Raw genomic sequence first — 13017 nt, 5'->3', positions numbered from 1 at the left:
AAGCGGAGATAAAGTTAGAAAGTTCCTGCTTCTATGGCCGGCCTTCCCTGCCACGAGGTACTCCCGACTCTTACGTACATTCGCGCTGTGAATTCGCCTGAAAAAAACAACTGGTACGAAAACTGGTTCGACAGCCACTGGTATCACCTGCTTTACAAGCACCGCGATGCGGAGGAAGCGGAGAAATTCATCGGTGAATTATGCAGGACAATTCAGCCGGCTCCACATGCAAAAATCCTTGATCTTGCCTGCGGAAAAGGAAGGCACGCATCAGTGCTCAACCGGCTTGGTTATGATGTAACCGGCGTAGATCTTTCCGGTGAAAATATTTCTGAAGCAAAAAAATTGGAAAATAAAGAATTGCATTTTTTTAAACACGATATGCGCGAAACTTTCCGCAAAGATTATTTTAATTGCGTGATGAATCTTTTCACAAGTTTCGGCTATTTTGAGAATGACAACGACAACCGGCGTGTTGTGGATGCGGTGTACAGATCACTCGCCGCAGAAGGAATTTTTGTTCTTGATTTTTTCAACGCGCTGAAAGTGAAAGCTGAACTCAAACAGAATTGTTCCGGCGTGCTTACGGAGAATGATGCCCACATCACCTGGAAAAAAAAGATAGAGGGAAACAGGGTGGTCAAGGAAATAGTGATCTCGGAGCATGGCAAAGTGCATTACTTTCATGAAATGGTAAAGTTATTTTCGCTGAATGATCTCCGGAAAATGATGGAGCCCCGCTTTTCCATTGACAGATTATTCGGAAATTATACGCTCGGCCCTTTCGACGAAGTTTCATCTGATCGTTTAATTATTGTTGCAGTAAAAAAATGAACACCACATTATTGACAAGCGGAATTATTGCTTTTCTATCCGTAACGCTGAGCGGATCGGTTTTGCTGGTGATGAAAGTCCCGCGCAACGCCATGCGATTGCTGCTCGCATTCAGCGGCGCATTTCTTTTCGCGATAAGTATGCTGCATTTGATCCCGGAATTGTACGCTTCGCAAATGAAAAGTATCGGTATGTGGATCCTCGCCGGTTTTCTCATCCAGTTGCTGCTCGAATATTTTTCCGAAGGCATCGAGCACGGACATGTGCATGCGGATGACGGGCACACGCACGAACATGCTCAGGCGCGCATACCATTCGGAATTATTATTGGTTTGTGTTTGCATGCTTTTCTCGAAGGAATGCCGCTCGGTGCAGAAACGCCGGGATCAAAAATATTCACACCATTTCTCACGGGAATTGTGCTGCACAATATTCCGATCGCCATTGCATTCATGGGATTACTGATGCATCTCGGGCACTCGAAAACCACTTCGTACTTTTTTCTCGGAATATTTTCGCTGATGACGCCTTTCGGAATGACCGTAAGTCATTTTATAGGCACACAACTGCAGGGAGAAATGACGCCGTATTTCACGATCATCACAGCTGTTGTCGTTGGAATTTTTCTTCACATTTCCACGACCATTCTTTTTGAGTCGACAGAAAATCATCGTTTCAATTTCCTGAAATTTCTCACCATTCTCATTGGAGTTGCAGTGGCGTGGCTGGTAATAAGATAAAATAATATGAGTGAAACTTCCGGCGAATTCAGAATGGTAGCAAAGACCATGCAGGGACTTGAAGAAATTCTCAGCAAAGAATTATTGCACATCGGTGCGCGGGAAATTCAAGCGCATAAACGCGCCGTGAGTTTTGTGGGCGATAAAGGAACGATGTACAAAGCGAATTACCTGCTGCGTACGGCGCTTCGCATTCTCCGGCCGGTTGCCGCTTTCACTGCGCTGAATGAAAAAGATTTTTACGACGGAATAAAAGCGATCGACTGGACGCAATGGCTTACTGCCGATGATACGCTTGCGGTGGACACAACACTCAACACGGAAATTTTCAATCATTCTTTTTTCATTTCGCAGAAAACAAAAGATGCGATCGTCGATCAGTTCCGCGATAAATTCGGGAAACGCCCTTCTGTCGATACAGAATTTCCAACGCTGAGAATAAATATTCATGTGTCGAAAGAAGAAGTGAATGTTTCGCTCGACAGTTCGGGGTATTCCCTGCACAAGCGCGGGTATCGCGGGGACACGGGACGCGCGCCCATGAATGAAGTTCTTGCTGCAGGCATCATTCAGCTCACCGGTTGGGATAAACGTTCGCGTCTCATCGATCCCATGTGCGGATCAGGAACTATTCCTATTGAAGCGGCGCTGTTTGCGAATAATATTCCGCCGGGATATTTCAGAAAACAATTCGGTTTTGAAAAATGGAATGACTTTGATAGCGTGTTGTGGGAAAAAATTACGGACAGTGCGATCGACAGGATATCGAGTGAAATCCAGGATATCATCGGGATAGAAATTTCAAGAACTACATTACGGAAGGCGCGTGAGAATATTCATCTCGCAAAAGTGGAGGATATTGTGAAAACATTCAATGCCGATTTTTTCGAATGGGATCCGCCGGAAGGAAGAGGTGTTCTTATTATGAATCCACCTTATGGAGAACGAATGGACAAAGACGATTCCGATGTTTTTTACAAACAGATCGGCGATACGTTCAAGAAAAAATATTCCGGTTACGAAGCATGGCTCATCACGTCAAATATGGAAGCGCTTAAAGTGATCGGACTCCGCCCGTCGAGAAAGATCGCGTTGTTCAATGGCCCGCTCGAATGTAAACTTATGAAATATGAAATGTATGCCGGAACGAAGAAGGTGCATAAGTTGAGAAAGGAAGAATAAAAAACGAAAAAATGAAAAAGTTTCAATGGTAAGGTTATGTTATAATACAACTGCAATTATTTTTCAATGGTAACCTGGAAAATAAAATTTTTATTTAGCGATAACTATTTTGCCACTCTTCATCTTTTTCTCTCCTGTAGTTATTTCATAAAAATAAACTCCCTGCGCAAGTTGCAATGAAATTGGTAACGATTGATTTCCCTCTGCAATTTCAATTTCAGAAAGCCGCTGGCCTAACAAATTATAAAATTCGATTTTACTTCCTAATGGAAAATTTCCTTTCAGAATAAATTCTCCGTTCGACGGATTCGGAGTGAGAGAAATTTCAGGATAGTCTGGAATAACTGGAACCGATGTACTACAATCGACACAGTGAATATCAAAGTCATCAAAATAAAAATAAACTGCCGTTGGATTGGGTGAATTGTAATATTGAGTGTTTGCAACGTCTATGTTTCCCAAAATGAAATACTTTTCTCCGCCATTTGCTACAAATGTGTCCGCAACCAACGACCATCCTAAAGTATCGGTAATAATATTTCCAGACTGATTTCCTGCATCATTTGTTAAAGTTGCCGGAAGTGTACCCGCACCAGTATAATCAACGGTGCTATCGGGAAGAAATGAAACACCAATAAGATCAAGTCCGCTTCCCCATAAATCTCCAACCGACACGTAAAAACTTACAGCGTATTTTTTACCTGCTATCATGCTATCGCTTAAAGGTGATTCCATAAGTTCAGACCCTTGGGAAACAGCCATACCTGCATAAGCTAAACCTGAATGAGGAGTTTGATTTCCCCAAGCGTTGTTATAGCCCCCCCCCCCCCAATGAGCTGGAGCTTGGTCAAGACAAATAGAATTTCCTTGATTTGCAACATAAAAAAAATCAGGGGTGCCATAATTGGTCGGATTAAACCATTTTTTTGTTTTTATTACATTGCTATCTGAAGGGCAGCGAAAAGTGTCCTCAAGGCTTGGATTGGGTACAAGATTAATCTGCCCCCCTGCTATCATCGGAAACATAGAGAACAAGGACAAAAAAAATACGTTTCTCATTTTGAAAAGCATGTTCTGGAAAAATGCCGAAACTTGTTTATTTATACGTCTTTCTCAAAGTTAAGTTATTTCACAATGATAAGCCGTTTACACTTTGTTGACTCCCCATTGACAACAAGTCGGATCATATAAACCCCCGATTCCAATTCCGCTGTTGAGATCATATATACTTCCTGCTGCGGCGCAAGTTGCTTGCTGAGGAGTAGATTACCTGTAAGGTCAAAAATCTCCACCTGTGCATTCTGTCCGTCATCTATTCCATACTCCAGATTAACGATTTCGTTGGTCGGGTTCGGATAGATTTTCAGATCATCGCTCAGAACAGGATTTTGCTGATCTGCATTTGCAGTCCGCTGTGTACTTAGTCCATAATAATCAACAGGCAGATCAAGCATTACTCTTGCACTGTACACGGCTGTTCCTCCTGCAACGGGATCTTGCAAAGCGATATTCAAAAGTGTAGCAGAATCTGCTGATGAAAATGAATAGATTCCATGCATCCATGTTGCAGAATAAATTCCATAAACAGTTTTCAAGTTATCTTCAATCGGGTTTGAACTCATCAAAAAATTACTTGCACTACTTACGAATTGATAATTCCCGGTATCAGCAGCAATTTCAATTTGCCGGAACGTACCGATGTTCGTCGGGTTATAGCTGTTGTAAAAATTCTGATAGATGGAATCGTCAGTTGTATTTAAATACAACCAAGACGGAGTTTGAGAAAGCTTCCTGTATGCGTAGCGATGCAACTGGTAATGCGTTTCCGAACTTGTATTTGTCTGTGCCGCTGATCTCAATGCCGCACCCACTTGCTGATCGCGCTGTACCTGTGCTAAAGGAGCAAAGAATGTATTGCAGGCATTGTAGGAAACTAATTGAGGAGTAACTCCACCTGCGCTAATTCCGGGAGATGTGGAAGTGTTGTATCTCCAAAAAATTCCCGGAGATACAGCACCTGCAACATCGTCACCAGTGGAAACTGTGCCCATCCAAGTATTTCCTGTCGCAGAAGGCACATGAAGTGGATCAACAATCTGATCACCAATATCACATGCAAAACTTGTCGATGCGCTTCCTGTAAAGAAAACTCCATTGTAGCAATGATCCAGAGTATTGCACGCGAGCGTACTCGCAGAAGAAATTTCCCATCCAAAAATTCCACTTCCCATTCTTCGGAAAATATTATCAGTGGCAATTGTTACCGGACTGTTTTCAATACTGATGCCACGCAAATTCTGGAGCATAGCTAAATTCGGATTCGCGCCACTCTTTTGAACAAGGTTTGTGTCGCAGCGAATAGTTGCACAACCTTCGAGTCGAATTCCGTAATGCACCGTGGTATAAGAAGCGTTTGGTTTGCTGAAGTTGATGGTGTTTGATTTTACAAAAACCATATCCTTGCCCACAAGATTCTGCAGCCATATTCCTGTTCTCACACGGTTAATGGAATTATTGTTTGTAATATTTAACTGCACATTGCCGGGTGAGACCAGCGCCACACGGATTCCGGTTCCGTTTTGTTGCGCAAGTAGATTGCTTTGCAAAATAAGATTCCGGTCTATGTTTACAAACGCATCCTGCGTTTCAAGAACGAGAATCGCAGTATTGAAACCGTAAGTCACCGATGCGTTGGAAATCGTGTTGCGCTCAATTGCGATTCCCCTCTGAGGATTCTGATGAACGGTTACGCCGTAAATTCTAATGTTGCTTATCGTATTGTTAAGCACACTTACATTAAGATCGTTGCCCGCGTCAACACCAATTCTCATATTGGAAAAAACACAACGCTGAATGTTCGTTGCCCCTCCAACAAGGATCGAGGGTTGATAGTACGTGGCTTTGCTTCCTGTTGCAACAACACCGGTTCCCGCATTGGGAACGTTCAATACCTCCAATGTAGTTGCAGTTAAATTAGAAAATTTACAGTTCTGAACGACGGTAGCGGAACTCCTGGAACGCACGCCAACAAGAATATTATTAAAATTATTCTGATAAGTAGAAGATGAGGCGTCGCCAATAATAATATTTGCGTTATCGTTAATTTCAATGCCGCACACAGTTTTGTCCTGGCCGAAGGGCAAAGCAGGAATAGCCGGAAGAAAAGTTCCCTGCATGGTGAATGTTGTATTGCGCACTACACCGGGATGATAACCTCCGAAAGATTGAACAATAATATCCTTGTAGTTATTTTTCAGCGAAGATTTCTCAATGAAATATTTTCCTCCGCCAATAGAAACAACTGCATTTCGCGCCTGTGCAAGAACAGAATTGTTCACCACGTTTAGCGTTGCCAGTGTTCCATTAATATAAATTCCATCCCACATATACCCGCACTTGATGTTGGTTTGGCTGTTATCAATTGTCAATGTTTGTCCCGGCAAAATATTTATTACGGCATTTGGCCCCATTTCAATTAGCGGGCAAAGTAAAAAAGAGAAGGGAACATCAATAGTAAAAACGCCATTTACAATGATCTCTCCCGAACTGGTAAGAGCAGATCCATTTAAATAAGATGCAAATACCGGATCGGCCAGAACGGAAGAAGCGGTACGGTTTGTAATGGAAATCAACGCGAAAGAAGATGCCGTATCGCAACAAGGAGGAATAATAATTGTGTCATGTCCCGTGCAATCAGTGAGCGAATCAAAAGCGGAAAGCACAAGCATTCCTCCTGCAGGATTTGTCCAGTCAATATTCGTTGTGCAGCCAGTACTCAAGACAGGCGTTCCTCCTGTTGCTGTCCACGTATAAACAATTCCATTCTGGCAGGGAGAATTGTAAGTGATAAAACCGCTTCCGCAATTGTTGGTTTGAAATCCGGAAATTGTAGCATCAGGCGGGCCGGGTTGAATTACTGTTGCAGAATAAGTAGTCGTGGTATTGTAACTGGTTGTAATTGTAAGCGAAACAATGTAGGTATGGTTATTGAGCGTGAAGGTGTGATACGGATCTGCAGATGAAGAGGTATTGTTCGGGCCAGATTGTGGGTCGCCAAAATTCCAGGAATAAGAAGTAATCGATTGTGCGCAGGTTGTATCAGCATAAAAATGAACGCGGCAATTCGCATCCCACGTAAAATGGGCTGAAGCGCTGTCTATTTTCACTTGTTGAGTTACACATTCAGTACCGCATGAATTTGTAACACATAGGGTGACGAAATAAATTCCTGGTGAAGAATAGGAATGAAAGAATGCCGGTTGATATCCTGCGTGACTAATGGTGGTGTTGTCACCAAAATCCCAGGTTGTGGAAGTGATACCCGCGCCAATCACATTATTATCACCAACTGTGTTGTTGAGAAATGTGAGGGTCACATTGGGGCAGGCAGGATTTGGTGTTATCGATAAAACCGGTTGCAACGTATCTTCAATCACTATAGTTGATGTAGTAACATCATTGGCAGAATCCGTAATTACGCAGCCGGCATTCGCGCCGTAAAGAATAACGGTATAAGTTCCGGGAGAGCTATAAGTTACCGGAGGAGGATTTGTGCCAATGAAAGAGGAAGGAGTGCCTCCGGGAAAATTCCAGATGTAGCATGGAAAGCACGTGATTGGTGCAGTTCCATTCGTGAATGTCACGGGTGCGTTGAGACATGCGGATGCGGAATTTGAAATTCCTAAAACACAGGAGGCAGGTTGCGCATTTCCGATTATCGGGAAAATAGCAGCAATTAACAGAAGGAAAAATTTATTTTTCATTTGAGTTTTTTTTAGAGTTGGAGAGCATTCAGAAATTAATTCATTGAGTTTTATATTATGAACGAGGTTTTTTTGCGTAGCGTAAATAAAAAGGTTACACCATTAGGTGGAGTAGAAATATTATTCGTTAAATCTTGCAGCGACCCGGTATTCATGAAATGCGCTCTTAATAAATTATTTAGAGAACCCGGCAATCGGTCAAGGGTCTTTTCCCTTTTGCCGAGTCTTCATTTTATTCAAATGGACAAAATCACCCGAACGGGGGACATTCTGATGATTTCACTCTTCGGCTAAGATATTAAAATTTTTATAGTAGCAAATATGCTACATCTGTTTATTAGAGAAACTGAATTTCATGTTTGTGAAGCCAGCAGACAAGAAATTTCTAAAAAATCTCGGTAAACAAATCCGCAAGTTTAGGGAAGAGCAGGGTATTTCACAGGATCAATTGGCTTTTGAATGCGAAATGCATCGTACAAACATCAACAGAATTGAGAAAGGAAAGATCAGTGTGGGTGTTGCGCGCTTGAATCAAATTGCCAAAACGCTTGGAGTTACATTTTCCAAACTCGTTGAATTCACAGAGAAAAAGGTGGAATAAATATTTCCTCTTCCAATTACAGCTTCCGTGTTTTCAATTTTTTTTTCAGCAACTTTTTTATCGCTTTCCTATTCGTATATTCGAATCGATTCATAATTCGTACCTAAATGAAAACAATAGCAGTTCTCACATCAGGCGGTGATGCGCCCGGAATGAATGCGTGCACGCGTGCGGTGGTGCGCACAGCGGTTGCGGAAGGTCTGAATGTTTTCGGGATCCGTTTTGGTTTCGAAGGAATGATAGACGGAGATTTTATTCAGATGAATACACGTTCGGTTGCGAACATCATTCAGCGCGGAGGAACCATTTTGAAAACGGCGAGAAGCAAAAGATTCATGACCGGGGAGGGAAGGCAACTTGCAAAAATTCAATTGGAGAAACACGGAATAGAAGGTGTGGTGGTCATTGGCGGCGATGGAACTTTTCGGGGCGCACTTGCATTATCTTCTATTTGTAAAATTCCATTTGTCGGTTGTCCGGGAACAATTGATAACGATCTTTTGGGAACGGATTACACGATTGGTTTCGACACGGCGATCAACACCGTCATTGAAGCAGTCGATAAAATTCGTGACACCGCTGAATCTCACAATCGTCTTTTCATTGTGGAAGTGATGGGCCGCGATGCGGGACTCATTGCCCTGTACAGTGGGATCGGCGCGGGTGCAGAAGGAATTCTTATTCCTGAAACGAAAAATGATACCGGACTTGTAATGGATCGTTTGCGGAAAAGCAGGCAGGATAAAAGTTCGAAGATCATCATTGTTGCGGAAGGAGATGAAGCGGGTGGCGCTTTCGAAATGGAAAAAGTGGTGAGAAAAGAATTCCCGCAGATGGATGTGCGCGTAACCATACTTGGGCACGTGCAGCGCGGGGGATCGCCCACGTGCATGGACCGCGTGAACGCGAGCCGAATGGGCTATGCATCGGTAGAAGCGCTGCTTCGCGGAAAAAATAATGTAATGACAGGGATCGTGAACCGGAAAATTGTTTTCACTCCATTCGCAGAAGCGGTGAAACACCTGCAGGAACCGGATGCCGACCTGATGAAGATGATAGGTATCCTCGCGAAATAACATTTGTTTTAAAATAATCGGAATGATGCGGCGACTACTCGGTATATGTTTCTCTGTCCTGCATTCCGGCTCGCTGTTTTGTCGCACCTCGTTCTGCAGAAAATTCCTATGAAAATTTCCGGCGCTACGATAAAGCGGAACGCAGCAGGATCTTTCGTCCTGAAGGATGACAATGAAGCGCAGTTGTTTTCTTCTGTGGAAGATCTTGATCCCGAAGAATGGAATTCGATTGTTGGCGGGAATAATTTTTTCATGTCGTACGGATTTCTTTCCACGTTTGAACGAACCGCTCCGGCCAGTCTTTCATTTTATTATGTGATGATCCGCGAAAATAAAAAGGCCATTGCTGTTTTTTATTTCCAGGTCATTCATCTTGATGTGGAAGAGATCGCTCATATCCTGCAGCCGCTCAACGGGGAAATAAAAGCGCCGCGTATAACCAAACATTGGGGAGAATGGCTGAGAAGAACGAAGGAAGAAAAAGGTTTCCGCATTCTTATCAATGGAAATAATTTCATCAGCGGAGAATATGGCGTGGCAATGAAAAGCGGCGCCGATGCAGAAAAAGTTTACTTCGCGCTGGCAGAAACGGTGAAGATCATCACGAAGAACGACCGTTACCCGGCGAAGATCTCTTCCATTCTTGTAAAGGATTATTTTTCGCGCGATGAAAAAATCATTTCAGATCATCTTGTAAGCAAACGCTATCACCGTTTCCTGGTAGAGCCGGAAATGATCGTCGATATAAACCGGGAATGGAATTCGTTCGGGGATTACATGAATGCGTTCTCGAAAAAATACAGGAAGCGTGCAAAAGATGTGATGAAAGATTCTTCAGCGATAGAAGTGGTGGAACTGAGTGCGACGGAAATCGAAAAAAATAAAACTGAATTCCATCGCTTGTATTTCAACCTGCATGAGCGTGCTAAATTCCGCCTTGCTGCGCTCACCGAAAATTATTTTCCACAGATGAAAAAAGATTTTCCATTGCAGTTCAGTTTTTATGGTTACCGGTTTAAAGGGAAATGGATCGCGTTCCGTTCTTCCTTTCACACGCCCGATCATATTGAAGCACATTTTATTGGTATCGATTATTCACTCAATCACGAACTTCATCTTTATCAACGGATCCTTTATGATTTTGTGAATGAATCCATCACTTCACATTCCCCCGAATTATTTTTAGGAAGAACAGCCTCGGAAATGAAAACCACCGTCGGCGCAAAAGCACATGATCTTGTCTGTTACATTCGCCACCGCAACGGACTTTCCAACCAGGTCATCCGTCCGTTCATCGATTATCTCCAACCCTCGGAATGGACGCCGAGAAATCCCTTCAAAGACTGATCGCATTCGACAGAAGATTTTTTTATTGCCCCTATTTTCATTATGATTTTTGAACGAATTACAGTATTTTAGTGTCCGCTCACAAGCCAGCAACACCAGTCTCCCCGTTGCTGGCACACCAAACAAAATAACCAATGTTGCGATCGCGATCAATCCTGCTTGTATTATCGGCATTCTTTTCTGTTGCACTTTTTTCGCAGCAGGGAATACACGGGCCCAAAACAGTAGCCGCGGCTAATACCGTGGTGAATGAATATACTGCCATTACAGCGCTCATTCCTGCTGGCAGCACTTCCATTACAGTTGCGAACAGCGCCCTCAATGCAAATGGACGTTTCGCATTGCCACTGCAACCCGGTGACCTCATTATGCTTTACCAGGTGCAGGGTACGATCATCAAAGACAATTCACAATTATCCGGAGGGGCAGATACGACGTGGGGAAAAATTGTGAATCCGGCAGTGGATTATTATGCCACCGGATTGTACGAATTGCGGCAGGTAGTTTCCGTTCCTAATGCAACCACTATTGTTATTGATTGCGGAACTTCCAATCAATATATTCCGAATGGAGGAACAGCAAGAAAGCCAATGGTGATCCGTGTTCCGAGATATACTACTCTTACTATTAATGCCGGCGGAACACTTACCGCAGATGACTGGAATGGAACAATAGGTGGTGTGCTCGCTGTGGAAGTGCAGGGAAATGTTACAATCAATGCAGGAGGATCAATAAATCTCGATGGAAAAGGTTTTCGCGGTGGAAATCTTGGAAGTGATAATGCTGCTGCAAATGGATCAAATACATGTTCTACTACTGATAGTACGCTTGGGGCGGCAAAGGGAGAAGGTGTTGCAGGTTACGGATCTGAATACACAGTTTTCGGTGGAAGATATGGTCGCGGTGCGCCGGCGAATGGAGGTGGTGGAGCATGTGCGCATAATGCGGGCGGAGGCGGAGGAGCCAATGCACCGAATTCTACAAGTGGAACTGCCTACTGGAGCGGAAATGGAATTCCTGATCTCAGCGGAGTAGGATGGACCACGGCATGGAATCTTGAACCACCAATTAATACAATGTCACTTCGCACTTCTGTAAATTCTGCCGGTGGTGGAAGAGGAGGATATTCTTTTTCAAGTTCAAACCAGGATGCAACGGTCACACCGCCAGGAAATATTGCATGGGGTGGCGATAGTAGAAATCACCAGGCAACAGGTTTAGGAGGAAGGCCACTTGATTATACCGGTGGAAGAATTTTTCTTGGAGGTGGAGGTGGAGCAGGAGATCAGAATGATGCTGGTGGTGGAAATGGAAGTGATGGCGGTGGATTGTGTTATCTTATGGTTTATGGAACTATCAGTGGAAGCGGAACGGCACAATCAAATGGACTTGCAGGAGGCAATTCATCAACCGGAAGTGGATTTGTTACAGGAATTGATGGAGCGGGTGGCGGTGGAGCAGGAGGAACAATAATTCTTAACGCGGTTGGCGGTGTAGCAAATACGCTTACCATAAATACCAATGGCGGAAATGGTGGAAACCAGATCATCAATTTTCCTGGCTCTACAGCACAGGCGGAAGGCCCTGGCGGCGGCGGCGGCGGCGGATACATTGCTGTTTCATCCGGTGCACCAACAAGAAATTCCAATGGAGGAAATAACGGAACTACAAATTCAGCTTCACTTACAGAATTCACACCGAATGGTGCAACTAAAGGTTGTCCAGGTACCAACAATGCATCTATAACTAATTTTAATATTTCAGTTTCAAACATTACTATTTGTACAGGAACTTCAACAACTCTTACAGCAACAATTACCGGTACTCCACCTGCAGGATATGTTATCGACTGGTATGCAAATTCTGTTGGAGGTGCGCCGCTTGGAACCGGATCTACTTATACCACTCCTGTTTTAGGATCAACAACAACGTATTGGGTTGGAACATGTCCGGGTTGGTTCAGAGTTCCGGTGACTGTAACTGTGGCTGCTGCTCCGAACGTAACTGTGAGCGCATCGAGTTCTACGATCTGTTCCGGCACTTCAACAACACTTACTGCAGCAGGTGCAACTACCTATACATGGATGCCGGGAAGTTTATCGGGTACAAGTGTAATTGTTACTCCCGGCTCAACTACAACTTATACAGTCACCGGAACTTTAGGAGCCGGCTGTACCAATACTGCAACAATAACTATAACAGTAAATCCAACACCAACAGTTACAGCAACTGCAGCAAGTCCTACTATTTGTTCCGGAAGTTCAACAACGCTCACAGGTTCTGGTGCATCAACGTACACCTGGAATCCGGGTGCACTTAGCGGAACAACAGTAACAGTAACACCGGCTTCAACTACTACTTACACCGTTACCGGAACGAGTGCTGCAGGATGTACATCAACAGCGCAGGTAACTGTAACAGTAAATCCATCTCCGACAGTAACTGCAACTGCAGCGAGTCCTACTATTTGTTCG

9 protein-coding genes are annotated in these 13017 nt (G+C 43.8%); 7 read left to right on the top strand and 2 right to left on the bottom strand.

All coding sequences use genetic code 11. The features are described 5' to 3' along the window. Positions 1–33: 33 nt before the first annotated feature. Genes HY064_04720 through HY064_04710 form a run of 3 tightly spaced genes read left to right on the top strand, consistent with a single transcriptional unit; the run spans position 34 to position 2756 of the window. Positions 34–834 (top strand): class I SAM-dependent methyltransferase, encoded by an 801-nt coding sequence (locus HY064_04720; protein MBI3509944.1) that lies wholly within the window; start codon positions 34–36, stop codon positions 832–834. After that, complete coding sequence (locus HY064_04715) at positions 831–1574, top strand: ZIP family metal transporter (protein MBI3509943.1); 744 nt, start codon at positions 831–833, stop codon at positions 1572–1574. The genes HY064_04720 and HY064_04715 overlap by 4 nt, the downstream gene beginning before the upstream one ends. Before the next feature lie 6 nt (positions 1575–1580). Further along, positions 1581–2756: a class I SAM-dependent RNA methyltransferase gene (locus tag HY064_04710; GenBank protein ID MBI3509942.1), complete on the top strand. Its 1176-nt coding sequence runs from the start codon at positions 1581–1583 to the stop codon at positions 2754–2756. 90 nt (positions 2757–2846) lie between these two features. Here the strand turns inward: HY064_04710 and HY064_04705 are convergent, their stop codons facing one another. Continuing rightward, the gene (locus HY064_04705; protein ID MBI3509941.1) at positions 2847–3815 is read right to left on the bottom strand and encodes a T9SS type A sorting domain-containing protein; all 969 of its coding nucleotides are present in this window, start codon (positions 3813–3815) and stop codon (positions 2847–2849) included. 65 nt (positions 3816–3880) lie between these two features. Then, the gene (locus HY064_04700; GenBank protein MBI3509940.1) at positions 3881–7519 is read right to left on the bottom strand and encodes a PKD domain-containing protein; all 3639 of its coding nucleotides are present in this window, start codon (positions 7517–7519) and stop codon (positions 3881–3883) included. 361 nt (positions 7520–7880) lie between these two features. On the opposite strand from HY064_04700, the gene HY064_04695 reads away from it, so the two are divergent. From HY064_04695 to HY064_04680, 4 genes are all read left to right on the top strand, one after another. Beyond that, positions 7881–8120: a helix-turn-helix transcriptional regulator gene (locus HY064_04695; GenBank protein ID MBI3509939.1), complete on the top strand. Its 240-nt coding sequence runs from the start codon at positions 7881–7883 to the stop codon at positions 8118–8120. A gap of 107 nt (positions 8121–8227) precedes the next feature. After that, complete coding sequence (gene pfkA / locus HY064_04690; protein MBI3509938.1) at positions 8228–9196, top strand: 6-phosphofructokinase; 969 nt, start codon at positions 8228–8230, stop codon at positions 9194–9196. Positions 9197–9241: 45 nt separating this feature from the next. After that, positions 9242–10543, top strand: a complete 1302-nt coding sequence (locus tag HY064_04685; protein ID MBI3509937.1) for a GNAT family N-acetyltransferase — start codon at positions 9242–9244, stop codon at positions 10541–10543. Between the two features lie 134 nt (positions 10544–10677). Continuing rightward, positions 10678–13017: hypothetical protein (locus tag HY064_04680; protein MBI3509936.1), on the top strand; the 2340-nt coding region annotated here is incomplete at its 3' end.

Source organism: Bacteroidota bacterium, from assembly GCA_016194975.1.
In the GTDB taxonomy this organism is placed as follows: domain Bacteria; phylum Bacteroidota; class Bacteroidia; order Palsa-965; family Palsa-965.
Note: the sequence above shows the minus strand (reverse complement) of the source record. Positions and strands in the feature narration are given on the sequence as shown.